At 72.2% G+C, this 25,671-nt stretch carries 20 protein-coding genes and 1 riboswitch; of the genes, 7 read left to right on the plus strand and 13 right to left on the minus strand.

Annotated elements, in window-relative coordinates; translation table 11 throughout:
- Positions 1–20: 20 nt before the first annotated feature.
- Complete coding sequence (locus DQ392_RS28525; protein WP_114018526.1) at positions 21–1,586, minus strand: sugar transferase; 1,566 nt, start codon at positions 1,584–1,586, stop codon at positions 21–23.
- Between the two features lie 268 nt (positions 1,587–1,854).
- Between DQ392_RS28525 and DQ392_RS28530 the strand changes: the two genes are divergently transcribed.
- Positions 1,855–2,652: an SDR family NAD(P)-dependent oxidoreductase gene (locus DQ392_RS28530; protein ID WP_114018527.1), complete on the plus strand. Its 798-nt coding sequence runs from the start codon at positions 1,855–1,857 to the stop codon at positions 2,650–2,652.
- A gap of 59 nt (positions 2,653–2,711) precedes the next feature.
- Entirely contained in the window at positions 2,712–3,080 is a 369-nt protein-coding gene (locus DQ392_RS28535) for a MerR family transcriptional regulator (RefSeq protein ID WP_114018528.1), read from the plus strand.
- A 173-nt stretch (positions 3,081–3,253) separates the two neighbouring features.
- On the opposite strand, the gene DQ392_RS28540 is transcribed toward DQ392_RS28535, so the two are convergent.
- Positions 3,254–4,447 (minus strand): RtcB family protein, encoded by a 1,194-nt coding sequence (locus DQ392_RS28540; RefSeq protein WP_114018529.1) that lies wholly within the window; start codon positions 4,445–4,447, stop codon positions 3,254–3,256.
- Positions 4,448–4,776: 329 nt separating this feature from the next.
- Between DQ392_RS28540 and DQ392_RS28545 the strand changes: the two genes are divergently transcribed.
- From DQ392_RS28545 to DQ392_RS28555, 3 genes are read left to right on the plus strand one after another with little or no spacing between them, the layout of a single operon-like run.
- Positions 4,777–5,226 carry a hypothetical protein gene (locus DQ392_RS28545; RefSeq protein WP_114018530.1) on the plus strand — a complete coding sequence of 150 codons (450 nt, stop codon included), beginning with the start codon at positions 4,777–4,779 and terminating at the stop codon, positions 5,224–5,226.
- A 15-nt stretch (positions 5,227–5,241) separates the two neighbouring features.
- Positions 5,242–7,419, plus strand: a complete 2,178-nt coding sequence (locus tag DQ392_RS28550; RefSeq protein ID WP_147266588.1) for a hypothetical protein — start codon at positions 5,242–5,244, stop codon at positions 7,417–7,419.
- Entirely contained in the window at positions 7,416–7,967 is a 552-nt protein-coding gene (locus DQ392_RS28555; protein WP_114018532.1) for a hypothetical protein, read from the plus strand. The genes DQ392_RS28550 and DQ392_RS28555 overlap by 4 nt, the downstream gene beginning before the upstream one ends.
- 28 nt (positions 7,968–7,995) lie before the next feature.
- Here DQ392_RS28555 and DQ392_RS28560 read toward each other — a convergent pair whose 3' ends face one another.
- Together DQ392_RS28560 and map are read right to left on the minus strand one after the other, a co-directional pair.
- Positions 7,996–8,670, minus strand: a complete 675-nt coding sequence (locus DQ392_RS28560; protein ID WP_114018533.1) for a biliverdin-producing heme oxygenase — start codon at positions 8,668–8,670, stop codon at positions 7,996–7,998.
- Between the two features lie 152 nt (positions 8,671–8,822).
- Positions 8,823–9,680: a type I methionyl aminopeptidase gene (map, locus tag DQ392_RS28565; RefSeq protein ID WP_114018534.1), complete on the minus strand. Its 858-nt coding sequence runs from the start codon at positions 9,678–9,680 to the stop codon at positions 8,823–8,825.
- A 63-nt stretch (positions 9,681–9,743) separates the two neighbouring features.
- On the opposite strand from map, the gene DQ392_RS28570 reads away from it, so the two are divergent.
- Both DQ392_RS28570 and DQ392_RS28575 read left to right on the plus strand, forming a co-directional pair.
- The gene (locus DQ392_RS28570; RefSeq protein ID WP_114018535.1) at positions 9,744–9,977 is read left to right on the plus strand and encodes a hypothetical protein; all 234 of its coding nucleotides are present in this window, start codon (positions 9,744–9,746) and stop codon (positions 9,975–9,977) included.
- Positions 9,978–10,531: 554 nt separating this feature from the next.
- Positions 10,532–10,705, plus strand: a riboswitch (cyclic di-AMP (ydaO/yuaA leader).
- Positions 10,706–10,709: 4 nt separating this feature from the next.
- A complete protein-coding gene (locus DQ392_RS28575) occupies positions 10,710–11,495 on the plus strand; it encodes a transglycosylase SLT domain-containing protein (protein ID WP_114018536.1) in 786 nt (261 codons plus the stop codon).
- 126 nt (positions 11,496–11,621) lie between these two features.
- Here DQ392_RS28575 and DQ392_RS28580 read toward each other — a convergent pair whose 3' ends face one another.
- The 9 genes from DQ392_RS28580 to DQ392_RS28620 all read right to left on the minus strand — a co-directional run bounded on the left by DQ392_RS28580 (position 11,622) and on the right by DQ392_RS28620 (position 25,496).
- On the minus strand, positions 11,622–13,493 hold the full coding sequence (locus DQ392_RS28580) for a DUF2264 domain-containing protein (protein ID WP_114018685.1): 1,872 nt from the start codon (positions 13,491–13,493) through the stop codon (positions 11,622–11,624).
- A gap of 62 nt (positions 13,494–13,555) precedes the next feature.
- Complete coding sequence (locus DQ392_RS28585) at positions 13,556–14,533, minus strand: hydroxyacid dehydrogenase (RefSeq protein WP_245982105.1); 978 nt, start codon at positions 14,531–14,533, stop codon at positions 13,556–13,558.
- A 149-nt stretch (positions 14,534–14,682) separates the two neighbouring features.
- Positions 14,683–15,630 (minus strand): carbohydrate ABC transporter permease, encoded by a 948-nt coding sequence (locus tag DQ392_RS28590; RefSeq protein ID WP_114018538.1) that lies wholly within the window; start codon positions 15,628–15,630, stop codon positions 14,683–14,685.
- The gene (locus DQ392_RS28595; RefSeq protein WP_114018539.1) at positions 15,627–16,628 is read right to left on the minus strand and encodes a carbohydrate ABC transporter permease; all 1,002 of its coding nucleotides are present in this window, start codon (positions 16,626–16,628) and stop codon (positions 15,627–15,629) included. Before DQ392_RS28595 ends, DQ392_RS28590 begins: the two co-directional genes overlap by 4 nt.
- The gene (locus DQ392_RS28600; protein ID WP_245982055.1) at positions 16,625–17,998 is read right to left on the minus strand and encodes an ABC transporter substrate-binding protein; all 1,374 of its coding nucleotides are present in this window, start codon (positions 17,996–17,998) and stop codon (positions 16,625–16,627) included. Before DQ392_RS28600 ends, DQ392_RS28595 begins: the two co-directional genes overlap by 4 nt.
- Positions 17,999–18,152: 154 nt before the next feature.
- A complete protein-coding gene (locus DQ392_RS28605) occupies positions 18,153–19,283 on the minus strand; it encodes a substrate-binding domain-containing protein (protein ID WP_114018541.1) in 1,131 nt (376 codons plus the stop codon).
- 151 nt (positions 19,284–19,434) lie between these two features.
- Positions 19,435–22,329 carry an NHLP bacteriocin export ABC transporter permease/ATPase subunit gene (locus DQ392_RS28610; RefSeq protein WP_245982056.1) on the minus strand — a complete coding sequence of 965 codons (2,895 nt, stop codon included), beginning with the start codon at positions 22,327–22,329 and terminating at the stop codon, positions 19,435–19,437.
- A 48-nt stretch (positions 22,330–22,377) separates the two neighbouring features.
- Positions 22,378–24,495, minus strand: coding sequence for an NHLP family bacteriocin export ABC transporter peptidase/permease/ATPase subunit (locus DQ392_RS28615; protein ID WP_245982107.1), 2,118 nt, complete (start codon positions 24,493–24,495; stop codon positions 22,378–22,380).
- 194 nt (positions 24,496–24,689) lie between these two features.
- The gene (locus DQ392_RS28620; RefSeq protein ID WP_114018543.1) at positions 24,690–25,496 is read right to left on the minus strand and encodes a biotin/lipoyl-containing protein; all 807 of its coding nucleotides are present in this window, start codon (positions 25,494–25,496) and stop codon (positions 24,690–24,692) included.
- Positions 25,497–25,671: the final 175 nt, after the last annotated feature.

Below are 25,671 nucleotides of genomic sequence, written 5' to 3' on the forward strand. Positions count from 1 at the left end.
TCGGGGGCTCGGGGGTCCATTCAGTATGCGCCTCTTCCGTCCACCACGGCCCGCACGGTGCGGGCCAGCAGGTCCAGGTCCGTCGTCAGCGACCAGTTGTCCGCGTAGCGCAGGTCCAGCGCCAGGCTCTCGTCCCACGAGAGGTCCGAGCGGCCGCTCACCTGCCAGGGCCCGGTCAGCCCGGGCCGCACCGCCAGCCGCCGCAGCGCCGTCGCCCCGTAGTCCGCCACCTCCTCCGGCAGCGGAGGCCGCGGGCCCACGAGCGACATCTCCCCACGCACCACGTTCACCAGCTGCGGCAACTCGTCCAGCGAGGTGCGCCGCAGTACCCGGCCGACGCGGGTGACGCGCGGGTCGGTCCGCATCTTGAACAGCGGCCCGTCCACCTCGTTGGCGGCGGCCAGATGCGGCCGCAGCCGGTCGGCGCCGACGGACATCGAGCGGAACTTCCACATGGTGAACGGCGTGCCGTGGTGGCCGACGCGGACCTGCCGGTAGAGCGCCGGCCCGGGGGAGTCGAGCCGTACGGCCAGCGCCACGAGCGCGAACAGCGGCGCCAGCAGCGCCAGTCCGAGCGCGGCACCCACCCGGTCCAGCACGGCCTTGAGCGCGAGTTGCGGGCCGCGCCGCACCGGGGGGTCGACGTGCAGCAGATGGAGCCCCGCAGCGGTGGAGGGGCGCACCCGGCGCAGCGCCACGTCCGCCAGCCCTGAGGCGATGACCAGCGGCAGCCCCGCGTCCTGCACCGCCCACGTCAGCGTGCGCAACCGCTCGCCGCACAGCAGCGCCCCGGGCACCACCAGCACCGTCTCGACCCGGTGCAGCCGGATGGCCGCCAGGACGGCCGCACCGTCGACGGTGCCGCCGTCTCTGCCGTCCCCGGACGGCGCGGCGTCCAACTGCCCGGCCTCGGGCACGCCGCTGCGGGGGGCCGCTCCACCGACCGGCACGGCGCCGATGACGACGTAGGGATGGTCCGTGCGGCTGGCCAACTGCTCCACCACCCGGTCCACGGCGCCGCCCTCGCCGACCACCAGCGCCCGCCGCACCGCGTGGGCCTGGCGGCGCTGTGCCGTCAGGTGCCGGTGCGTCACCGAGCGGCATGCCGCGGTGAGCAGCGGAGCGGGGGTCAGCGCCACCAGGGCGACCGCGGGCGGGGAGTTCTCGCCGGTCACCACCCGGACGACGGCGAGCACCCCGACGAGCGTGAGCCAGTCGTGCACCGTCGCCAGCAGTCCCCTGGTCTCGCCCAGCCAGCGGCGGCCGTACCGCTGGTGGGCGGCCAGCACGCCGAGCCAGCATCCGCCGACCGTCGCCGTCGCGGCGGCCGTGTGCGCCTGCGACGCCTGGTGGAAGAGCAGTGCCACGGGCAGCGTGCCTCCGACGGCGTCGGCTGCCAGCGCGACGGGCCGGTACCAGCCGCACTTCTCCCGGCTGGCGGTGACGTCTCCGGCCGCGATGTCGTCCCTGTGCCTGCCACCGGTGCGGCCGGCTTCGACCGGTGCCGGTACGGCTCCGGGCCTTCTGCCGGGCTCCGGCTCGGCCGGCTCCCCCAGCTCGGACACAAACGCGAAGTCGCGCCGCATGAACCCCCCAGGTACGCGGAACCCCCACACAGCGCACAGAACCGCCACGTTTGTGGTGAGGCGCCGACATCCACCAGACCTTAAGGCATATGAGTACGCTGCGTGGCCATCTGCTCACTTCCTCGCAAGAAGTGCGGAGAGTGCGGTGGGGGTTGTAGCACAGTGCGCGTATATTCCGGGTGATTCGTCGTAGAAGATCGCCGCCGGGACCCACCGCCGTGCCGAGCGCTTGACCTTGACGTCAGCGGCAGGGTTCGAGGATGCGGACATGACCGAGAACACCTCACCCTCCGGCTCCGCCTCCCGCCCAGGCGACGGTCCGCGCACCGTCGTCGTCACCGGTGCGGGAACCGGGATCGGCCGGGCCACCGCCCGCGCGTTCGCCGCCAACGGCTCCCACGTCATCGCCGTGGGCCGCCGGGCGGAGCCGCTGCGCGAGGCGGCCGCCGAACCGGGCTCCGGCACGATCACGCCCGTATCCGCCGACATCACCGCCCCGCACGCGCCGGACCGCATCGTCGAGGCGGCGCTCCAGGCGACGGGCCGGCTCGACGTGCTGGTCAACAACGCCGCCGTGGTCGGCGACGAGAGCCTGGGCGGCTACACCCCCGCCGGGATAGAGTGGCAGCTCACCACCAATCTCACCGCCCCCGTCCTGCTGACGCAGGCGGCGCTGCCCGCGCTGCGGACGGCACCGGCGGGCGGCGTGATCCTCAACGTCAGCACAGCGCTCGGGCAGCGCGCCTGGCCGGGCAACTCCCTCTACGCCGCGACGAAGGGGGCCCTCGAGGTGCTCACCCGCGGCTGGGCGGTGGACCTGGCGGCGGACGGCATCCGGGTCGCCGCCGTCGCCCCGGGCGCCATCGACACCCCCATCGGGGAACACCGCGGCCTCGATGCGGAGCGGCGGGCGGCCCTCAGGAAGTGGCAGATCGGCCACACCCCGCTCGGCCGCGTCGGCAGGCCCGAGGAGGTCGCCTCCGTGCTCGTCCAACTGGCCTCGGACAAGGCCGCGTTCGTCACCGGGGTCGTGCTGCCCGTGGACGGCGGCGCGGTGGTGGCGTGAGGCGCGTGGTACCACTGTCCAAGGTACGTTCCACTGGGCCCGGCGGAGGGGGAGCCTCGGTGCGCATCGGTGAACTGGCACGGCGGACGGGGACCACGGCGCGGGCACTGCGCCACTACGAGCAGGCGGATCTCCTCACCTCGGAGCGAGCCGCCAACGGCTACCGCGTCTACCACGCGTCCGCCGAAGTGCGTATCCGCAACATCCGCCATCTCATCGACGCCGGGCTGACGCTGGAGGACGTCGGCTTCTTCGCCGCCTGCCTGGACGGCGACATCACCGCCGGTGCGCCCTCCCCCGAGGGACTGCGCGTCGTCGAGGAACGGCTCGCCGTCCTGGAAGCCCGCATCGCCGCCCACACCGAGGCCCGCGACCGGCTGCGCGACGCACTGAGCCGGGCGGCCGCCGTGAGACGGCCGGCCGCCTGAGGGGCCCCCGGCCGTGCCCTTTCGCCGGGGCACCCCCGTCGGCGTGTCGTTCCCTTTGACGGATGACGCTCCCGCAGCGCGCCGCGCCGGGTACCCCCTCTTCCATGCGTCACCCCCTTAGGCGGTGACGCATGGAAGAGGGGGTACCCCGTGGCGCGGGGCCGGTCTCCGCGTCATCCCTTCACGCACACGACCTGCTTCAGCTTGGCGACGACCTCCACCAGGTCGCGCTGCTGGTCGATGACGCGCTCGATCGGCTTGTACGCACCGGGGATCTCGTCCACCACCCCCGCGTCCTTGCGGCACTCGACGCCCCGTGTCTGCTCCGCCAGATCCTGCTCGGAGAACCGGCGCTTGGCCGCGTTCCTGCTCATACGCCGGCCTGCGCCGTGCGAGGCCGAGTTGAACGACGCCGCGTTCCCCAGGCCCTTGACGATGTAGGAGCCGGTGCCCATCGAACCGGGGATGATGCCGTACTCGCCGCCGCCCGCACGGATGGCGCCCTTGCGGGTGACGAGGAGCTCCATACCGTCGTAGCGCTCCTCCGCCACGTAGTTGTGGTGGCAGGAGATCGTCTCGTCGAAGACCGGCTTCGCCTTCTTGAACTCCTTGCGCACGACGTCCTTGAGCAGGCCCATCATCAGCGCACGGTTGTGCTTGGCGTACTCCTGCGCCCAGAACAGGTCGTGCCGGTAGGCCCCCATCTGCGGGGTGTCAGCGACGAAGACCGCCAGGTCGCGGTCGACCAGTCCCTGGTTGTGCGGCAGCTTCTGAGCCACCCCGATGTGGAAGTCCGCGAGCTCCTTGCCGATGTTGCGCGAACCCGAGTGCAGCATCAGCCACACCTGGTCCTCGGTGTCGAGACACACCTCGATGAAGTGGTTGCCCCCGCCGAGCGTGCCCATCTGCTTGGTGGCGCGCTCCTGCCGGAACCGTACGGACTCTGCCACGCCGCCGAACCGCGCCCAAAAGTCCTCCCACCCGTTGGTCGGCAGCCCGTGGACGCGGCCGGGCTCCACCGGCTCGTCGTGCATCCCGCGGCCGACCGGAATGGCCTGCTCGACCCGCGAGCGCAGCCGTGAGAGGTCACCGGGCAGGTCGTTCGCGGTCAGCGACGCCCGCACGGCGGACATGCCGCACCCGATGTCGACGCCCACCGCCGCCGGGCAGACCGCCCCGTGCATCGCGATGACGGACCCGACCGTGGCGCCCTTCCCGTAGTGCACGTCCGGCATCACCGCGAGGCCCTTGATCCAGGGCAGGGTCGCGACGTTCTGCAACTGCCGCAGGGCCGCGTCCTCCACGGACGCCGGGTCCGCCCACATGCGGATCGGCACCCGTGCCCCGGGCATCTCGACGTGACTCATGACTGACCAACTCCCCCGAAACCGCTCGGTGACTTCCGGCGCGACGTCCGCGCGCACGCGCACGCGACGTCCGCGCAAACGAGCAAACACACACGTGAACCGCGCGTGAACCGCCAGGCGCCGCCGCGGTCGTGCGGCCCGGCGCTCACCCATTGTGCGCTCCGGTGCACCCGCGACGGCAAAGGATTTTCGGCCTGGAGCGGCGGTGGAGAGCACGGATGCCGGTGGCCCGGAACCGTTGCCTTGCACAGGGGTGTCTCCCCAAGTTGAAATCGGATCCTCTTGGTACGGATCTTGTTGGTAATGACGGAGTGACGGGGGAGGCAACAGTGGCTTTCGAGGAGTGGGAGCAGGCCAAGGCGAACGCCGCCGCCGCGGGGGACGACACCCGCATGCAACTCGCCGGGCGCCCGGCCGCGGGCGGCTCGGGCGGGAACGGCGGCGCGTCGGACCTCGTCGTCCACGACGACGAACTGGGCAAGCTCGGCAACATGGCGTACGACCTGCGGCACCAGCTCGGTGTCGACGGCAAGCACGCGCGCCACGCCAGCTACGAGGCCGCCGGCTCACTGGCCGACGACGGCTTCGACATGGGCACGGCGCTGAGCGAGGCGTGCGACTCCTGGGACACCAAACTCAAGACGCTCGGCGACGCCTGCGGCCAGATCTCCAACCACCTCGACTACTCGCGAGGCGCCCACGCCAAGGACGAGGACCGCATCACCTCGCAGATGTCCTCGATCGCGAAACTCGACGAGTACCTCAAGTACGACAAGTAGGGGGCGACGGGCGCCATGGACATACCCACAGTGGGACAGCTGCGCGACCTGCGGCTGGGGAAACTCAACACCGCGATCACGGACTGGACGGAGACGGTCGAGCGGCTCCGCACCCTCGCCACCGGTGAGGGGGGTAAGGGCGGCGGCGCCGGTGGAAACGGCGGCGGGGGCTCGAAGGGCGCCGGCGTGACCGCCACAGGTCTCAGCTCCGCCGCGGCCAAGGCCACCTGGGCCGGCAAGAACGCCACCGTCACCAGGGAGTTCGTCACCAAGACCGCCACCCAGTTCTCCGAACTGGTCGAGGAGGCCGAAGACGTCCTCGGCATCCTCAAGAGCGCTCGCAAAGCCTTCAAACAGCACAAGGAAGACCTGGAGACCGTCGTCACCGACGTCGCCAAGGACAACGTCTACGTCCACGACAACAACGCGGTGAAGGGCTCGGTGCCCTCCGGTGCCGCCGCGGGCGACGCGGACATCAAACCCCCCACCCAGGCAGAGCTCGACGCGGCCGAGAAGAGAGTCAAAAGAGTGCTGTGGGAGGCCGGCGAGAGCAACCGCATCGCGGCCCGCGAACTGCGCGCCATGGCCAAACGCAAGCACGACTTCTCCGGATCCGCGGCCGACTCCCTCAAGAAGGCCGACCGCAGACAGGGCAAGGCGGACGCCCAGTACTGGACGAAGCGCCTCAAGGACGGCGACGTCAAGGTGTGGGAGCTGGACGAGAAGGAACTCAAGAAGTTCAACGAGACCCTCCGCGACCAGCGCGACAACCCCGCCTTCACCGAGAACTTCGCCACCGGCATGGGCGCCGAAGGCACCCTCCAGTTCTGGCGCGACCTGGCCGACCCCGGCCACGGCGACACCCCCACAGGCGACCGCGCCAAGCTGCTCGACCACATCCAGGGCAACCTCAGCATGACCCTGGCCAACGCCACCCGCGTCGACAGCCCCGCGATGGCCAAGTGGGAGAACGACATCATCAACGCCGGCACCAAGCAGTTCGGCCACGAGGGCATCATGGCCAAGCCCTACGGCTTCCAGATCATGAGCAGCCTCATGGGCAAGGGCAAGTTCGACGACGGCTTCCTCGACAAGTACGGCGACGCCGTCTACAAGTTCGAACGCAGCAAGCCGGACGCCCCCTCCGCATGGGGACTGGTCGGCATGGGCACCGACCTCGACCCCGGCGACAAGTCCACCGGGGCCGACCCGATGACCGGCTACCTCAAGGCGCTCAGCCACAACCCCGACGCGGCGACCAGCGTCTTCGACGACCCCGACAGGGCCGACTACTTCCTCAAGGACCAGGACCACGGCGGTCGCGTCTGGTTCGACGAGGACCGGCCCGACAGCACGGGCCCCGACGACGGCGTCAAGCTGCCCTCCCGCGAGGCCCTCGGCGACGCGCTGTTCGCCGCGGGCAGCGGCATGAACCCCGACGACCCGGCCGCCGAGTACGTCAAGCACACCACCGCGCACAACGACGTGTTCGACAAGGCCCTGGACCGACTGGCCGGCCAGAAGGACGAGATGCCGGCCGAACTCCGCGACGACATGGCCAAACTCATCGGCAACCACGGCACAGACGCGCACCTGACCATGGGTGGCTCGGGCGAGGAGCAGACGCTCGACAGGGACGATCTCCTGGAGGTCTCCAAGCAGGTCTCCCGGGATCCGCACAGCTACCAGATCCTCAACGACGGTATGAACGCCGCGATGGTCCGGGACATCCACGCGGAGGCGGAGAGCCCCGAGGACAGCCTCGACCGCTCGGGCCGCACCGTCGGATTCCTGGAAGAGGCCCGCTACCAGGCGATCGGCGACAAGAAGGCCGCCGATCTCAAGGAAGCGGGCTGGGGCCCCACCGGTACCGGCGGCTACCTGGTGTTCGCCGAGGCGGCCTCGTTCCTCCCCGGCGGCGGGCACGCCGCCAACGCGGCGTTCGGCCTCAGCAAGATGCTCGTCGAGGACGAGACCGCCCGCATCGAGGCGGGCGTCTCGGGCGACAACAAGGACGTCGCCGAGCTCCAACAGCAGCGGTTGCAGGGGCTTAAGGACGAGTGGTACCGCACGAACTCCGACTGGGCGCGCCAGCACGACGGGTACTCCGAGGACCACGGATCCTGGTCCAAGATCGACGCTGCGGCGAACGACGGCAAGGCCAACGCCCGGGAGGATTCGGGAGACCAGTGAACACGCCCACCACACGAAAGACCGCAGCGGTGGCACTCGCCGCCGCGGGCCTTCTCTCCCTCGCCGGCTGCTCCGGTGGGGGACGCGAGTACGCCGTCCCCCACCGGATCTGCGACGTGCCGATGCCCGGCAGCGTGGTCGAGCCGCTGCTCCCGGACGGGGAGAAACTGCACCAGTCCCGGCGCCTGATCGACGACGACGGGACCGTGACCGGCTGCCAGACAGTCGTCGTCGACGGTCCGCTCGCCGTGAGCGTCGACATCACCGAGCTGGACGAACCGCTCACCGAGGACGACCGCCACAGCTCCCTGGAATCACTGGAGCACGCCCGGAACGTCCACATGAGCGGAACCCACTGGGCCGTACAGGGAGACAACCGTCTCCACCTGTCCACCCCCTGCGGCACGAAAGCGGCCGACTCCCTCTCCTTCCGCTTCTCCTTCGCCGAAAAAGCAGAAGGCGCGGAGGTCACCCGCGACACCACCCTCCGGTTCGCGAAGGAATTCGTCCAGGGAGAAAAGAAGAAGGAGGGCTGCACCGTGCGCTGAGTGGGCAGCCCTCCCGTGGTGATGGGATTCAGGCGGACAGGGGGAAGCGGGCGCCGAGCTCGCGGAAGACGGCCACGTTGAGGGTGAACGCGTTCTTGCACTCGTCCACGATGCGGTGCTGCTCCAGTTCGTCGCAGGGGAGCGCGTCCAGCAGCGCGCGGTATTCGCGTTTGAACGCGGCGGGATTGCCGATGCGGTCGAAGACGTAGAAGCGGACGCCGTCGCCCTTGTGCGCGAAGCCCCAGGTCTTCTCGGCGGTGGCCCGGACGACCTGGCCGCCGGAGAGGTCGCCGAGGTAGCGGGTGTAGTGGTGGGCGACGTAGCCGCCGGGCCACTCGCGGGCGACCTGGGCGATGCGGTCGGCGTAGGCGGCGGTGGCCGGCAGGGGTGACACGGTCCTGCGCCAGGCCGTCTCGCCTGCGTGCAGGTGGGCCAGGTCGCGTTCCAGCGCGGGCAGCCGGAGGAGTTCGTCACGGAGGAAGGGCCCGGCCACCGGGTCGTCGGCCAGGGCGGGCGCGGCGCTTTCCAGCGCGCTGTAGATGAACCAGAGCTGTTCGGTGTAGCGGGTGTACGCGGCCACGCCGAGCCCCCCGCCGAGCATGTCGCTCATGAAGGTCGAGGTGTTGGCCTCGGTGTGCAGGCTTTGCGAGGCGGTGCGGATGCGGGTGGAGAAGTCCGTCGCGGGCGAGGAGGCGGAGGACACAGCTGGCTCCCGTGGGTGGACGGCGTCGGGCGTGGGTGCGCCGACAGGGAGCGATCCTGCTACTTAGGCTTACCTAAGTCAAGCAGTTGCCGACACCCTGTCGGGAAACCCGTACCCCGCTGTCCGCGCGGGAATGCGCCCGGGCGCGCGCCTTACGGGAGCGTCAGGATGTCCGCGCCCGTCTCCGTGACGACCAGCGTGTGTTCGAACTGCGCGGTGCGCCTGCGGTCCTTGGTGACGACCGTCCAGCCGTCCTCCCACATGTCCCACTCGTGGGTGCCCAGCGTCAGCATCGGCTCGATGGTGAAGGTCATGCCGGGGCGGATGACCGTCGTCGCGCGGGGGTCGTCGTAGTGCGGGACGATCAGCCCGGAGTGGAAGGAACTGTTGATGCCGTGCCCGGTGAAGTCGCGGACGACGCCGTAGCCGAAGCGCTTGGCGTAGGACTCGATGACGCGGCCGATGATGTTGAGCTGACGGCCCGGTTTGACGGCCTTGATCGCGCGGTTCAGCGACTCCCGCGTGCGCTCGACAAGAGCCTGCGACTCCTCGTCGACCTCGCCGCACAGGTAGGTGGCGTTGTTGTCGCCGTGGACGCCGTCCAGGTAGGCGGTCACGTCGAGGTTCACGATGTCGCCGTCGCGCAGCACGGTGGAGTCGGGGATGCCGTGGCAGATCACCTCGTTGACCGAGGTGCACAGGGACTTGGGGAAGGAGCGGTAGCCCAGCGTGGAGGGGTAGGCACCGTGGTCGACCATGTACGCGTGCGCCACCTCGTCCAGTTTGTCGGTGGTGACGCCGGGCGCGATGTGCTTGGCGGCCTCTTCCATGGCGCGCGCCGCGATCCGTCCGGCGACGCGCATCTTCTCGACCGTCTCGGCGTCCTGCACGTGGGGCCCGTCGTACGGGGCGGGCGCGGGTTTGCCGACGTACTCGGGGCGCGGGATCGAGGTGGGGACGCCCCGGGGCGGGGAGAGCGTGCCGGGGACGAGGAGTGACTGGCCAGACATGTCCGCGAGTCTAATCGGGCCTGTCCACTGAGATCAGGCCCTCCCGTGCGCGACGATGGACCCATGGCTTTGTTCAAGCGCAAGACGGTCGGCAGGCCCGGTGAGTGGTTCTTCAACGTGGACAACGGCACGGTGGAGGAGGGGCCGCAGTCCCCGGGCAAGAACCGGATGGGCCCCTACGCCAGCCGCGAGGAGGCGGAACGCGCGCTGGAGACGGCGCGGGAGCGTACCTCCGAGTGGGAGCAGGATCCGCGCTGGCGCGACCGCGGCCGGGGCTCCGACGAGGACGCGGGGTAGGCGACGGCCGACCCCGCCGGCCCTCTCACGCGATCCCCTGGCTCCGTGAGGGGGCCCTGTTTTGCCGGCTCCACCCCCAGGCAGCCCTCCTCTCTATTGCGCGCCGCCCGTGGCCCCCGTGGCTCCCGCACCGGTGCGGGAGCCACGGGGGCCGGCTGTTGCTGTGCCGAGCAGCGCATCCGCCAGGTAATCCCTCAACTTATGGCCACAAGAACCGTCATGGCCTACTAGGGGCGATTTGCCCGGTTTACGTGGGCTTCGTGTCGTGAATCACACCGGCACTTCCCCGAGTGGCGCCGAGAATCGCCTCCGGGTGTCAAGAGCCCTACGCGCAGGGCCATTTCGAAGAAATCGGTGCGCAACCGCTTTTCACGCTGAGAAAATGATCCACAGCGCAGCGTGGAGAAATTCGTTGATCAATTACTAGGCTTTTTAGTAATTCCCCCTGATCGTCTTGTTCAAAACGAATTCGCTGTGTTTCTGTGTCCTCGCTTCCGACAACCACGCCCGTCGGGAGATCCACTACCGGGGCGCCGAATCCTGCCGCCCGGCCGGTGGAATGCTCACCAGACCCTTTCGGCAGGAGCGGGGGACCCAGGTAAGTGCCGTGCCGCACACCGTGGCCCGGCTTGGGGTGAAGTCAGCTCCGCGTACTCGGTGCGCGGAAATGGCCGGGCAACTCCAGCCCGAATCCGACAGCTCACCTCGCAGGCGCCAGGAGAGGACACCCCCATGTTCCGTGACCTTCATGGCCGCGTGCGTCACACCTTCCACACCCGTCGTCTTTCCCGTATTTCGCTCGTGCTCGCCGCGAGCGGTGCGGGAATCGCGGCTCCGCTGCTGACCGCGGGCAGCGCCAGCGCCGCGCCGGCCCCGGCCGCCGCGCACGCCCAGGCGCCTGCCGCCACCCAGCAGGTGAAGAGCGAGCAGAAGTCCGAGGCTTCGCAGGAGTACACCGTCGCGGGCGGCGACACCCTGTACCACATCGCGACCAGCCACGACGTGAAGGGCGGCTGGAAGGCCGTCTACGAGGCCAACCGGCAGACCATCGGCGACGACCCGAACCTGATCCGCCCCGGCCAGGAGCTGAGCCTGTCCGCGTCCGCCGACGCCAAGCAGGGCGAGAGCGAGGGTGAAAAGACCCAGGGCGCCGGCCAGACCGCCGCCCAGCCCTCGGGCGAGGTCCGCACGACCCAGTCGGACAACCTGGACGGCTGGATCAACGAGGCGCTGGGTGTCATGAAGCAGCACGGCATCCCGGGCAGCTACGAGGGCATTCACCGCAACATCATGCGGGAGTCCGGCGGCGACCCGGACATCTCCAACGACTGGGACATCAACGCCCAGAACGGCACGCCGTCGATCGGCCTGCTCCAGGTCATCCAGCCCACGTTCGACTCCTACCACGTCGAGGGCACCGCGAACGACCTGCGCGACCCGGTCGCCAACATCGTCGCCGCGTGCAACTACGCGGCCGACCGGTACGGTTCGATCGACAACGTCAACGGCCCGTACTGAGCCGTACCGACCGTACCGATCCGTACCGACCGTACTGATCCCCGCTGATCCGTACGGGCCCGTACCCCGACTGCCCGCCGCCTTCCCCCGGGGTGGCGGGCAGTCGGCATGCGGGCTGCCGACCGGTCACTGGGCCTCGGCCGCCGGTGGGTCGAATCCGATGCCGACCCCGGCCGGGACGGCCTCGTTCCCCCATCTGACCGTCACCGTGCTGTCCGCGACCGAGACCTCGGGCGCCGGGGTCAGGGCGGTGCCGGCACCCAGCGATACGAGCGCCACACACACCCGGGCACCCGCCACCTCGCCCTCCAGCGCCGGGACCCGCACCCACCGCGCGTACGCCGTGCCGTGCGGAGCGGGCAGCGGCTCCACCGTCTCCAGCCCGTACGCGGGCAGCAGCGCCGAGGCGACCTCGTCACCGGCCGCCCAGCCCGTCAGCCGCAGGCGCGTACCGGCGGGGGCGCCCAGAACGCGGTGTGCCCGCACCTCCCAGCTGCCGCGTACCACCGTCACGCTCTCCACCCGCAGCCCCGGCACCCGGGGCACGTCCGCAGGGAAGGCGGGGCGGTGCCAGGACGCCGCCCAGCCCCAGCCGCCGTCCGCCGCCGAGCCCGCCCCCAGCGGATGGATGCGTCTGCGGGCGCTCCACCGCCCGGGCCTGGAGGGGAGCGCGAGCGCCAGGTGGTTGTCGGGCGGGTTGTCGCGCGCGGTCGGCCCGGTCCGGGTCGAGTACGCGAACCGCGCGTACAGCGGATCCTGCCGCTCGTGCGCCTCCCCCTCGTCGGCGTGCACGTTGTCGCTGCCGTGGTTGTGCAGCCTCACGAGCCCGTCGTGGCCGGTCGACTGGATGAGGAAGCCCGGCGCCGCCACCGCCAGCGCGCGGTCCGTGCCCTCGCTCGGCGCGGCCTCCTCGACGGCCGTCCACAGCGGGTCCTCGGGCGGCGCCAGCAGCGCGACGAAGCACTTCGACGCCCAGTAGGGGGAGGCGGGGCCCGAGTAGTGCTGCACGGTCGGTTCGTGCCCGCCGTGCCAGCCGAGCGAGAGCAGCCCGTCCGCGTCGAGGGCTCCCCGGTCCAGGAAGTAGCGCAGTGTTCCGCTCAGCAGGCGGCGCGAGACGCCGGGCGAAAGTGGCGTGTGCCCGGTCAGCGCGCCGAGGCCGACGGCGGTGCCCGCCGCGAACCGGTAGGTGAGGGAGCGGCCGAAGTGGACCGGCGCGCCGTCGCCGCCGAACAGCAGCGCGTAGCTCTCCAGGTGCGCGCGCAGCCGCGCCCCGTACCGTGCCGAGCGGTCCTCCTCGCCCGCCAAGTGCGCGTGCAGCAGGGGGTACAGGTGCAGGGCCCAGCCGTTGTAGTGGTCGAAGGCGCGCCCGTCGCCGTCGGCGTACCACCCCTCGCCCCGCCACCAGCCCTCCAGCAGAGCCAGCCCCCGTTCGGTCGCGGTCTGCGTCTCGGCGTCCCCGCGCCCGGCCGCGTCGAGGAACCCGGCCACCGAGAGCGGGAAGAGGTACCAGTTGTTCGGCGCGGGGGAGCGCCGCAGCGCGCCCCGCAGCCACGCCTCGGTGCTTTCCCGTGCGGGTTCCTCCAGCCGGTCCCACAGCCACGGCTTGGTCAGCCGCAGCGCCAGTGCCACCGACGCCGCCTCCACCATCGGCTGTCCCGCGACCGTGTGGTCCAGCACCTCGGGCCACGACTCGGCGTCCGGGCGCCCCGGCGTGCGGGTCCCGGCGCGCAGCCCGTCGGCGTACCGCTCCAGCAGGTTCGCCGGGTCGTGGCCGCCCGCTCCCGCGACACGGAACGCCGCTGCGAGGAACGTGCGCGCGTACCCTTCGAGACCGTCGGAACGCGTTCCCGACACGGACGCGCGCCCCGGCAGGTGGAGCAGCGCGCCGTGCGGGGTGGCCCACCGCCAGGCGGCCCGCAGCAGGCCGTCGGCCACCGCCTCCCAGTGGGCGCGGGTGTAGCCGGTGTACGGGCTCAGCGCACGGTCGTGTGCCGGCATGGTCAGCGGCTCCACGCCGCCCGGCCCGCTCACGCCCGCCCCTCCCGCTCCGTGCACGCCGTTCACGCCAGCAGCTCCCTTCGCTCGGGGGGCACCGCGTGGGCGAACCCCTCGCCCGCCGCCCAGCGGTGCACCTCCTGGACGGCCGACTCGGCCAGCCGGTCGAGCTCGTTGCCCTGCGAACCGGCCAGGTGCGGGGTGAGCAGCACGTTCTCGCATCCCCACAGCGGATGTCCCGCGGGCAGCACCTCCGGCTCCGTGACGTCCAGCACCGCGTGCAGGCGGCCCGCCAGCACCTCGTCGGTCAGCGCCTCCTGGTCGATCACCGCACCCCGCGCCGTGTTGACGAGCGTCCCGCCGTCCCTGAGGAGGGCCAGCAGCTCACGGCTCACCAGGCCGCGGGTCGCCGGCAGGAGAGGGGCGTGGACGCTGACCGTGTCGGAGGCGGCGAACAGGCCGGGCAGCCCCGTCTTCGTCGCGCCCAGCGCCGCCGCCTCCGCCTCGGTGACGTACGGGTCGTGGAGCAGCACCCGCAGTTCGTGCGCGCGCAGCAGCTCGATCACCCGGCGCCCGACGAGGGACGCGCTCACGATGCCCACGGTGCGCCGGTAGTTGCCCAGCGTCGGGTCGGCCGAGAGCCGCTCCTGGCGGCCTCGCCGCGCGGCGTACGCGCGGGCCGTGTGCAGGACGCGCTTGTTCGCGAGCAGGATCATGGCGAGCGTGTACTCGGCGACCGGTGCGGCGTTGGCCGCCGCCGCCGAGGAGACCTCGATGCCGCGCGCCCAGCACTCCTGTGTGACGTGGCCCTTGACGCTGCCCGCCGTGTGCGCCACGGCACGCAGCCGCGGCGCGTGGGCGAGGGCCGTGGCGTCCAGGGGCGGGCAGCCCCAGCCGGTGACCAGCAGTTCGGTGGTGGCGAGGGTTTCCCTGGCCGTCGCCGTGGTGAAGTCCGTGAGGAGGGCGGGGGCCAGGTCGACGGCCTCGCCGAGGCGGCGCCTGACCGCGGGTTTGAGTACCGCGTCCGCTGCCTCGCGGCCCATGGCGAGGGCCGCGGCGGGTCGAGTGGCGGGGGCGTGTCCGGCGGTGGTGGCGGGTTCGGGTCCCGTGGCGCGGGTGGGGGCGGTGCCGGGGTCGGGCATGGGGCTCCTGGCGTCGGGTGCGTGGTCGCGTCGGTGGTCCGTGGGCGGTCTCACTTGACGCTGCCCGCCGTCAGCCCGGACCTCCAGTGGCGCTGGAGGAGGACGAAAGCGGCGATCAGCGGCAGGACCGCCAGGAGCGAGCCGGAGATGACGACGGGGTAGTAGTCGGGCGTCACCACGGCGGCACTGTTCCATACGTACAGCCCGAGGCTGACCGGGAACAGTTTCTGGTCGGACAACATCACCATGGGCAGGAAGAAGTTGTTCCAGATGGCCGTGAGCTGGAACAGGAAGACCGTCACCAGCCCGGGCCCCAGCATCCGCAGGGCCACCCGGAAGTAGGAGGCCAACTCGCCCGCGCCGTCCATCCGCGCGGCCTCCAGCACCTCGTCGGGCACGTACCCCTGGCTGAAAACGCGTCCCAGGTACACGCCGAAGGGGTTGAAGAGGACGGGGACGAACACCGACCAGAAAGTGTTGACCATTCCTACCTCGGACGCCATCAGGTACAGCGGGAGGGCCAGCACCGTGGGTGGCACCATCACGCCCGCCAGGACGAGTCCGAACAGCTTCTCCTTGCCCCGGAAGCGGTACTTGTCGAAGGCGTACCCGCAGGCGACGCTGATCATCGTGGAGACGGCCGCGCCGGCCACCGCGTACAGCAGGCTGTTGAGGTACCAGCGGCCGTAGATGCCGTCCTCCATGGCGAAGAGGGCCGCGAGGTTGTCGGCGAAGGAGAAGTCGCCGAGGGAGAGCAGGTCGCTGCGGAAGAGCGCCCCGCGGTTCTTGGCGGAGGCGAGCAGCAGCCACAGGACGGGCAGCAGCGTGTAGAGGACGGACAGTCCGACGACCGCGTTGACGGCGACCCGGCCCAGCAGCCTGGGCCTGGCAGACGCCGCCGTGTGCCCGGCGCGCGCGGCGCGGCGCGTACGCCGGGGGCGGGGCCCGCGCGGGGCGCCGGACCCCAGCGGTGCGCGCGGGGTGGTGGGGGCGCTCATCCAAAACCCTCCTCGCTGGAGCCGCTCGCGTGGCCGGCGCGGTTGCTCCACCGGCTCAGCCCGTAGGACAGGGCGACGGTGACGGCGAGCAGGACCACCGAGGCCGCCGCCGCGAGGCCGTAGTTGTTGCGGGTGAAGGCGGCGTCGTAGATGTACATGTTCGGCGTGTAGCGGCCGCCGACCACCGGTGTGGCCTGGCTGAGCAGCATCGGCTCGGTGAACAGCTGGAGGGACCAGATGAGCGTGAACATCACGACCATCACGCCGGAGCTGCGCACCAGCGGTACTTTGACGCGCAGCGCGGTGCGCACGGGCCCCGCGCCGTCCACGAGCGCCGCCTCCGTCAACTCGCGCGGGACGGCCTGGAGCGCGGCGTAGAAGATGACGACGTTGTAGCCGAGGTTGCTCCACATCGCGATGTTGACGATGGACGGCAGCACGGTGTCCACGCCGAGCAGGTCGAGGGAGACGCCGCCCTTGCCGAGCAGCTCGACGACCGGGCTGAGCCCCGGCGTGTACAGGTACAGCCAGATGACGGCGGCGATGATGCCCGGCACGGCGTGCGGCAGGAAGAGCGAGAGCTGCGCGGTGCGCCGCAGCCTGGCCGCTCCCGAGTCGAGCAGCAGGGCCAGCAGGAGCGCCAGCGCCACCATGGACGGGACGTAGATGAGGCAGTAGAGCGCCGTGGTGCCCAGTCCTGCCAGGAAGGTGGGGTCGGTGAGGACCGCCTCGTAGCTGCGCAGCCCCGCGAAGACGGTGCGTTCGGGGCCGAAGCCGAGACCGGGCTGGTCGTCGCTGAAGAAGCTCAGGTAGACGGCGCCGCCCACGGGGACGAGGAAGACGAGGACCAGCAGCACGAAGAACGGTGTCATCAGCGCGGCGCACGCCCCCATCGCGCGCCGCCGCGCCGTTCCCCGCGTCCGCGCGGTACGGCCCTGGGATGTCGCCGCGGGCGCGAGGGTGTTCGCGGGGGCGGCGGGCGTCGGTGCGGTACTCATCGCCGTCCCTCCCGCGCGTCGAGCCCGAGGGACGTCAAATCCGGCATCGTCGAGCGCTGCCCTTCTTCGAGGGCGGCGAGGACGGTGCCCTCGCCGCCGCCCGCGCGGGCCAGTCCGGTCTGCACGGTCTTGAGGGTCGCCGTCATCCGCGGTCCCCACGTCCAGCGCCGCGAGATGAGGGCGGCCTCGCGCCGGAAGAGCGCGTAGATGTCCTGTCCGCCGAAGTAGCTGGTGTCCATCGCCTCGCGGGCGACGGGCACAAGACCGCCGGCGGCCGGGTACTGGCTGCTGATCCCGCTGGAGAGCCGGGCCTTGAGCGAGTCGGGGCTGGAGACCTGCCACTCGATGAAGTCCATGGCCGCCCTCGGGTGGGCGCTGTCCTTGGTGACGGCGAAGGTGGAGCCGCCCATCACGCCCAGGCTCGGGTGGCGCTCGTCCCACTGGGGGAGCGGGGCCACGCCCCATTTGCCTTTCTGGCCCGGCTGGGCCGACATCATCCCGCCCGCGTCCCAGGCCGCGGTCACCTTGCCGAAGACCTCACCGCGGCCGACCTGCGCGGTCCCGGCCTGGGTGTCGACGGGGTTCAGGAAGACCAGGCCCTGGTCGATGAGCCGCTGCCAGTATGCGGCCACTCGGCGGGTCGGCCCGTCGGTCATGGACACGGTCCAGGACTCGTCGCGGGTGTCGAACCAGCGGCCGCCGGCCTGCCAGGCGAGTCCGGCCAGGTGGTGGCCGCCGTCGGTGGGGAAGGTGGCGATCCGCGATCCCGGGGCCGCCCGCTTGACCTCGCGGGCGGCTTCCTCGAACTCGTCCCAGGTGCGGGGCACGTCGATGCCGTGCTTGTCGAACAGGTCGCGGCGGTAGAGGAAGACCATCGGTTCGACGTCGAGCGGCACGCTGAAGGTGCGGCCCTCGAACGTGGTGAGGTCGAGCGCCTGCGGCAGCAGCTTCTCGCGCAGCCGCGTGTCGATCAGGCCGGTGAGGTCGCGGGCCACGCCGTCGATGGCGAAGCCCGGCACCTGGGGGTACTCGATCGTCGCGACGTCGGGCGCGTTGCCCGCGCGGGCGGCGTTGCTCAGCTTGGCGTATCCGCCCTGCTGTCCGGAGGGGACCTGCTCGAAGTCGACGTGGACGCGGTCCTGGCTGCTGTTGTAGGCGTCCACGACCTCCTGGCTGCCGCGCAGGGCCGACCAGAACGTCAGGTGGACGGGTGCGCCGGCGCGCTCCGTCACCGCGCCGGCGCCGCCGCCCGAGCAGGCGGCGGTCAGCAGCAGCGGCAGCGCGGCGAGCGCCGTCAGGAGGGAACGGGCGGTGCGGGGGGTGCGGGTGCGGGTGTTGCCGGAGAGCCGCGGAGAACGTCGGCCGTGCACGGTGGTGCCTCCTTCGGGAGAGGAGGGGAACACCGGCATCCTGATCGCTCGAACGAATGAGGTCAATGGAACGATCAGAAGAAAGAAAAGCGGTCAAACGATCGGGTGACGGCGGGTGTTGACGCCGCCCCGGGACGCGTGGGGCCGCGCCCGCTCAGCCCGCCGGGGCCCGCACGGCCGAACCGCGCACCTTCAGCTCGGGCAGCAGCTCCATCCGGCGCACCGCCTCGGGCGCCGCGCCCGTCGGCCGCCCCACCCGGTGCAGCAGCAGCTCGGCCGCCGCCCGTCCGATCGCCTCCGTCGGCGGGGCCACCGCCGTCAGCGGCGGACTGCCCAACCCCGCCACCACGTCGTCGTAGGCCACCACCGAACAGTCCTCGGGCACCCGCACGCCGCCCTCGCGCAACTGCTGCACCAGCATCAGCGCGTCCACGTCCGCGTGCAGCACCGCGGCGGTCGCGCCGTGCTCGCGCAGCACGGCGCGCAGGTCCACCAGCGACGCCTCGTGCTCGTCCGTCCCCGGCCTGCGGGTCGGGTCGGGCGCCGAGGCGGCAGCGGAACCCGCCGTGAGCACCACCGCCCACTCCTCCACCTCGGGGCGCCGGGAGGCGATCTGCGCGAAGGCGGCGCGCAGCGTGCGGGCGGTCGGGCTGTCGTCCCGCGCCGCCAGCACGATCCGCCGGTGCCCCAGTGAGACCAGGTGGTCGAGCGCCAGGTGCGCGCCGTACCAGTGGTCGCTGCACACCGAGTCGTGCGCGTGCAAGGGGGATCCCGGCGGGGGCCTGCGCTCCATCAGCACGGCCGGTACGGGCAGTTCGGCCAGCCACTGGGCGTCGAGCGCGGCCGCTTCGGCGCCGCGCCAGCGCGGCGAGACCAGCAGGCCGCGGGCGCCCTGCTCCAACGCCTGGCGTGCCATGGCCTCTTCGGCGCCGGGGTGGTGCCGGGCGATGTGCAGGGCCATCCGCACCCCGGCCTCCTCCAGCGCGGCTCGGGCGCCGCGTACCGCCTCGAAGAGGTAGGAGTGGTGCTCGGGAACGATCAGCCCGACCGCCGGAGCCGATCCGTCCACCGGCCAGATCCCGCGCGGCCTGGGTACGGAGGACGGCGACCTCGCCACCCCGTGCCCCCGCTGCACCTCGCCCCGGCGGGCCAGCTCCTCCACGTCGCGCCGCAGGGTGACGACGGAGACGCCGAGCTCCTCCGCCAGCACGGTGACCCGCACCTCGCCCCGTGTCCGTACCGCTTCCAGCACCCTCTCCCGCCTTGCGGCGGCCCCCTCGCGCACGGCGGTGACCCTTTCGTTTGACCGTTTCTCCCTACGATACGGTCGCCCCGCGCCGGCGTCCCGGAAACCGGCGTCGCGTACCCGGAGCCGGAGCCCCTGGGTACATGTGCCAGACCGTCACCCCCCAAGGGGGTGACGGTTCGGCGGCACCTCAGTACCTCTGGCGCCGCACCAGGTCGTGGAAGGGCCCCGCGGCGTCCGCGAGCAGGGCGGCGGGGGCGCCCTCCTGCACCACCCGCCCCTCGGACATGACCAGCACGCGGTCGGCGTCCATGACGGTCGACAGCCGGTGGGCGATCACCACCCGGGTCGCCCGCAGGGCACGCGTGGACTCGGCCACCACCCGCTGGGTCTCGTTGTCCAGCGCGCTGGTCGCCTCGTCGAAGAAGAGGACGCGGGGACGCCGCACCAGCGCCTGGGCGATCATCAAACGCTGCCGCTGGCCGCCGGAGACGGTGCCGCCGCCGTCGGACAGCACGGTGTGCAGCCCCATCGGCATGGCCTTGATGTCGTCGGCCACCCCCGCCATCCGTGCCGCCTCCCACACCTCCTCCAGCGGGAACGTCTCGGCGCCGCAGATGCACTCCAGGATGGAGCCCGCGTGCGGCTGCGCGTTCTGGAGCACGACCCCGCACTGGCGCCGCACCGCCGCCTGGTCGAGGGCGGCGAGGTCCTGCCCGTCGAAGCGGACCTCGCCCGAGGTGGGCCTCTCGAAGCCGATCAGCATCCGCAGCAGCGTCGACTTGCCGCAGCCACTGGGCCCGACGACGGCGACGAACTCGCCGGGCCGCACCCGCAGGGTGACCCCGTCCAGCACCAGCGGCCCGTCCTCGGTGTAGCGGAAGGTCACCTCGCGGGCCTCGACCGCGCCGCTCAGCTCACCGGGCCGCACGCTGCCGCCACGCACCTCGGGCGGCTCCCGGAGCACGGGCCTCAGCTGCTCGTACATCGGCAGCGTGGCGGCGGCCGAGATCAGCGAGTTGGTCAGCTGCGTGACGGAGGTGAGCATCATCGTCATGGCCGTGGTGAAGGTGAGGAACCCGCTGGGGCTCAGGGAGCCCCGGGCAGGGCCCGCCAGCAGCACGAACAGCAGCAGCATCGCCAGCGGCAGGTAGACCGCGTTGACGACGGTGCTGAGGTTGCGGATGCGGCCCACCCGCCGCTGGAGCTCGCGGCTGCGCGCGAAGTCGGTGGCCCAGGCCGCGTACGCGAACGACTCGGCCGCCGCGACGCGCAGCTTCGGCAGCCCGCGCAGCGTCTGGAAGGCCCGGTTGTTGAGCTTGTTGTTCAGCGCCACCAACTGCCGCTGCCAGCGCAGCTGCCACAGGCCCAGCCCCGCGAAGACCGTCGCGATGACGGCCAGCACACCCAGCGCCATCAGCGCCAGCGACACGCTGTGGACCAGTAGCAGCACCAGGTTGACCGCGGCCACCGTGCCCGACTGCACCACGACGGAGCTGATGCCCGACAGCACCCGCCGGATCGAGCTGACGCCCAGCGCCGCGCTGGCCAGCTCCCCGGTGGAGCGCTCCGCGAAGAACCGGGTCGGCAGCCGCAGCAGCCGGTCCCACACGGCCGGCTGCAAGGAGGCCTCGATCCGCCCCTCGAGGCGCAGCAGTGAGGTGTTCTGCACCAGCATGAACGCCGCGGCCATCACCGTCGTGCCCACGATCGCGGCCGCTGCCTGCGCGATGAGCCCCTTCTCCGCGTTCGGCACGTACACGCCGAGCACCTGCCCGGTGGCCACCGGCACCAGCGCGCCGAGAGCGACGGCCACCAGACCGCACGCCACCAGGGTCAGCAGATCGCCGCGGGCGCCGTGCAGCGCGAAGCGCAGCAGCCGCCGCGCGGGCAGCGGCTCCTCGGGCAGCGGGCGGTAGAACATCTGCGCCCGCGGCGCGAGCGTGGCCGCGTTCCGGCTGCCGATCCGCCACCGGCTGCCGCTGCCCGGCTGCACCGCCTCGTACCGGCCGCGCCGCCACAGCAGCGCGACCGGGGCGCCGCTGGCCGCCCGCCTGCCCACCAGCGGCCCCGCGTTCTGCTTCCACCAGGTGCCCGCGAGCCGCACGGGCCGGGTGCGCAACCGCGAGTGGTGCGCGAGGCGCTCGACGGGGTCCGTACGGTCGCCGGGGGGCAGGCCGTCGTCCGGGACGTGCAGCGTGACCCCCGCGGCCTCGGCGACGGCCCGGCAGACGGCCACCACGGCGTCATCCCCGCCGCTGCCGCCCGCACCGCCCTGGTCACGGCCCGTGCCGCCGAGCGAGGCGAGCAGCGCCTGGTCGGCCTCCTCGCGCACGGCCTCGCCCGCCTCGATGCCGGCGGCCGTACGGTCCTCGTGGGCGCGCTCCAGCCGTTCGATCCAGCGGTCCAGGGTCAGCAGCAGCCTCGTCAACTGGTCGACCATGTGCTGCCAGGTCGGCCCGTCGATCAGGAACGCGGCGGCGTCCGTGCCGTACCGCACGCAGCCGGGGGCCAGCGGCATCCACAAGATGTCCTCGTCGCCCCCCGCGCCGCCGTACCGCGACTCGTCCGGCGACTCGTACGGGGCCCCCTGCTGGGGCTGCCCGTCCAGCGGCGCCTCGAACAGCACCCGCAGGCTCCGCCCGACGCCTCGCGCGAACGCGTCCTCCAGCGGCCCGAGCACCTGCTGCGCCGTCCACGGGTCCGCGTAGCTGCCGGCCTGCTGCGCCCACGGGTCCGCGTACCCGTCCCAGGCCAGCTCCCGCAGCGGTATCCGGCGCAGCACCCCGCCGCGCACCGGCCGTCCCACCAGGGTGTGGCGCGGGCCCTGGACCGGGCCGAGCAGCAGCGTGCCCGCCTCCAGCCTGCCCAGGAAGTGCCAGTGCCCTTCCCTGTCCGCGTCCACCGCGAAGACGTCCATCGCGCCCTCGGCCACCAGCCACAGCACGTGCGGCCCCTCCAGCGACATGCCGCTGCCGGGCGTGTGCCACACCGCCGTGCCAAGCCCCGCGAAGTGCGAGAGCACCACGTCGGCCGCGGGGGAGACCTGCTGCGGCTGCTGGTGGGCCGGCTGTGCGTACGTCACCTGGTACCTCGGTTTCCCTGGGGTTTCCTCGGGTTTCCTGGGCCGGACTCAGTGTTCCCGCACGAGCCGCGCGTACGGGCCCTGGGCGGCCAGCAGTTCCTCGTGGCGCCCCCGCTCGGCGACGGCGCCCCGCTCCAGCACCACGATCTCGTCGCTGTCGCGCACGGTGCTCAGCCGGTGCGCGATCACCACGCAGGCGCAGCCGCGGCGGCGCAGGTTGTCGATGATGACGGCCTCGGTCTCGGCGTCCAGCGCGCTGGTCACCTCGTCCAGCACGAGGACGCTGGGGTCGCGCACCAGCGCGCGGGCGATCTCCAGCCGCTGCCGCTGCCCGCCGGAGAAGTTGCGGCCGTCCTGTTCGACGCGGCTGCGGACGCCGCCGGGCCGCCGCGCGACGTCCTCGTACAGCGCGGCGTCCCGCAGCGCGACCTGAACCGCCTCGTCGGTCAAAGACGGGTCCCACAGCGCCACGTTGTCGCGCACCGTGCCCTCGAAGAGGAACACGTCCTGGTCGACGAAGGAGACGGAGGCGGCCAGCGAGCCGCGCGGCAGGTCCTCCAGGCGCTGCCCGTCGATGCGGATGGCGCCCTCCCACGGCGTGTAGAGCCCGGCCAGCAGGCGCGAGACGGTGGACTTGCCGCTGCCCGAGCCGCCGACGAGCGCGAGCTGCCTTCCAGGACCGACCGCCAGTGACAACCCGGTCAGCAGCGGCTTGTCGAGCGGGTTGTAGCCGAAGGTGACGTTCTCCAGCGTCACGTGTCCGGCCAGCCGCCGGGTGCCGGCGGGCGGTTCGCGGCGCGTGTAGAGAGGGTCGGCGGGGAACGTCTCGACGTCCTTGAGGCGCGCGACGTCGGCGGCGAAGTCCTGGATGCGGCCCGTCACCGCGTTCAGCCGGGTCAGCGGCGCGGTGAAGCTGGTGACCAGCGCCTGGAAGGCCACCAGCAGGCCCGCCGTGAGGGCACCGTCCACGGCGCGCACCCCGCCGATCAGCAGGATCGCGGCGCTGTTGAGCGCGGCCAGCGTCGGCGCCACGACGGCGAGCGCCGCGCTGGGCACCCCCAGCCGCTGCTGCACGTCGAGGGTGGTGGCGTGCTGCCCCGCCCAGCGCCGGAAGTGCCCCGCCTCGCCGCCGGTCGCCTTCATCGTCTCGATGAGCTGGAGACCGCTGTATGAGGTGTTGGTGAGCTTCGCCCGGTCGGCGCGCAGCTTCTGCGTCCCCGTCGCGCGCAGTCTGATCACGACCCGCATGGCGACGACGTTCAACAGCGCGATCCCGACGCCGATCAGCGTCAGTTGGGGGTCGTAGGTCCACAGCAGTACCGCGTACGCGACGACGACCACCGCGTCCACGCCCGCCGCCGCCAGGTCCCTGGCCAGGGTCTCGGCCACCGTGTCGTTGGACTGCAAGCGCTGCACCAGGTCGGCCGGGTTGCGCTGCGCGAAGAACGTCACGGGCAGCCGCAGCAGGTGGCGCAGGAAGCGTGCGCTGGTCAGCGTCGAGGAGATCAGCCGGGCCCGCAGCAGATTGCCCTGCTGGAGCCCGGTGAGCACCGCCGTCAGCACGAGGGCCGCGCTCATCACCGCGAACAGCACGCCCAGCAGCGAGTCCTGACCGGCGAAGACGAAGGTGTCGATGTACGTACGGCTCAGCGCGGGCACCGCCGCGCCGACGACCACCAGCAGGAAGCTGGCCACCACCGCGGCCAGCATCGCCCCCGACGTGCCGCGCAGCCGCGCGGGCACCGCACCCAGGACGCCCGGCTTGCGGCCGCCCCTGCGGAAGGACTCGCCCGGAGCGAAGGTGAGCACCACCCCGGTGAACGCGGTGTCGAACTCCTCCATCGGCACGAAGCGGCGCCCGCGCGCCGGGTCGTTGATGTGCACGCCGCGGCGGCCGAAGCGGCGGCCCATCCCGTCGAAGACGACGTAGTGGTTGAACTCCCAGAACAGCACGGCCGGCGCCCGCACCTCGGCCAGCGCCGCCGGCTCCATCTGCATGCCCTTTGCCGTCAGCCCGTATCCGCGCGCCGCCTTCAGCAGACTGCTCGCCCGGGAGCCGTCCCGGGAGACGCCGCAGGCGATCCGCAGCTCCTCCAGCGGCACGTGGCGCCCGTGGTGGCCGAGCACCATGGCCAGCGCCGCGGCGCCGCACTCGACCGCCTCCATCTGGAGCACCGTGGGCGTACGGACACTCCCGCGCGCCTTGGGCCCGGGCGCCTTGGGCCCCGGGGTCCTCGGCCCCGGCGTCCTGGCCGCGGGGCGGGCCCGGTGCTCGTTGCGGTGCCGGCTGCGCCGCGGGTCACGGCCGCGGGCACCGTCACGGTCACCGGCGCGGGGCGCGGGCGTCTCGGGCGTGCCGCTCACGGCAGCAGCCAGTCGACGGGCCGCTGCGCGGCGAGGTGGACGGCGCCGCTGACCGGCGTCGCCGTCTCGAGCGTGAAGGGCGGCCCGTCCTCGCGCGACCACGCGTAGCCCGACCGGGTCGCCGACGAGCGTTGCAGGGAGACCAGCACCGCGCGGGGCTTGCCGCCGCGGGTGAACCGCTCGGCGAGTTCACGGTCGCCCAGGAAGCCGCTGATCTGCTGTGCGGTGCGCGGGACGCGCCCGACGGCCTTGACGGTGCCGCGCAGTTGCCCGAACCGGTCGGCGGGCGCCGAGCCGACGGTCAGGTCGACGGTGGCCCCCACCGGGAGGGCCGCTCCCTTGTCGGCGGGAACGTAGAGCATCGCGACGAGAGGGTCGTCCGCGCTCTTGACCCGCTCGACGGTGGCCACGTCCGCGCCCGTGGTGACGACCGAACCGATCTCGGCTGCCAGCGAGGTGACCCGGCCGCGCGCCACCGTGCGCACCGCCCGCACCCCGCGGTCGGTCCGTACGCTCACCACGGCCGCGCCGTCCGCGACCGTCTCGCCCTCCTTCACGTGCACGGCAATCACCTGCCCCGCGACGGGGCTTTGCAGCACGTAGCTGCCCTCCGCGTGGGTGAGCACGCCGGGCGCGGTCAGCTTGGAGGACACCGTGCCGGTGAAGGACCACACGCAGCCCACCGCCATGACGATCAGGGTGACGAGGAGAACGAGCAGGCCCTGCGGCCGTGCGAACCGCACCGGAACGTCGAGTTCTTCCGGCGACTGCAATTTTGCCAGCGCCTTTTTCCGGAACTCCACGTCACCTTTCCTTCACTGTTTCACCCAAGTCGGCCACAGAGCGGGCGACAACGGCGCATGAACGTAACACATAAGCCCCGGAACGAAGTCCGGGGCTTATGGTTCGGGCCCGCGTCACCGGAATGACGAGCGGTTCCGGTACGGCGTGGTGAAGGTGTCGGTCAGTGACAGGCTT

The organism is Streptomyces reniochalinae (assembly GCF_003323735.1).
Taxonomy (GTDB): domain Bacteria; phylum Actinomycetota; class Actinomycetes; order Streptomycetales; family Streptomycetaceae; genus Streptomyces; species Streptomyces reniochalinae.

Coding starts and splice junctions, on each gene's coding strand:
- DQ392_RS28550 (WP_147266588.1), top strand. CDS start 5,242: ATGGACATACCCACAGTGGGACAGCTGCGCGACCTGCGGCTGGGGAAA.
- DQ392_RS28540 (WP_114018529.1), bottom strand. CDS start 4,447: ATGAGTCACGTCGAGATGCCCGGGGCACGGGTGCCGATCCGCATGTGG.
- DQ392_RS28585 (WP_245982105.1), bottom strand. CDS start 14,533: ATGGGCCGCGAGGCAGCGGACGCGGTACTCAAACCCGCGGTCAGGCGC.
- DQ392_RS28590 (WP_114018538.1), bottom strand. CDS start 15,630: ATGAGCGCCCCCACCACCCCGCGCGCACCGCTGGGGTCCGGCGCCCCG.
- DQ392_RS28570 (WP_114018535.1), top strand. CDS start 9,744: ATGGCTTTGTTCAAGCGCAAGACGGTCGGCAGGCCCGGTGAGTGGTTC.
- DQ392_RS28525 (WP_114018526.1), bottom strand. CDS start 1,586: ATGCGGCGCGACTTCGCGTTTGTGTCCGAGCTGGGGGAGCCGGCCGAG.
- DQ392_RS28530 (WP_114018527.1), top strand. CDS start 1,855: ATGACCGAGAACACCTCACCCTCCGGCTCCGCCTCCCGCCCAGGCGAC.
- DQ392_RS28580 (WP_114018685.1), bottom strand. CDS start 13,493: ATGCCGGCACACGACCGTGCGCTGAGCCCGTACACCGGCTACACCCGC.
- DQ392_RS28575 (WP_114018536.1), top strand. CDS start 10,710: ATGTTCCGTGACCTTCATGGCCGCGTGCGTCACACCTTCCACACCCGT.
- map (WP_114018534.1), bottom strand. CDS start 9,680: ATGTCTGGCCAGTCACTCCTCGTCCCCGGCACGCTCTCCCCGCCCCGG.
- DQ392_RS28615 (WP_245982107.1), bottom strand. CDS start 24,495: ATGGAGGCGGTCGAGTGCGGCGCCGCGGCGCTGGCCATGGTGCTCGGC.
- DQ392_RS28595 (WP_114018539.1), bottom strand. CDS start 16,628: ATGAGTACCGCACCGACGCCCGCCGCCCCCGCGAACACCCTCGCGCCC.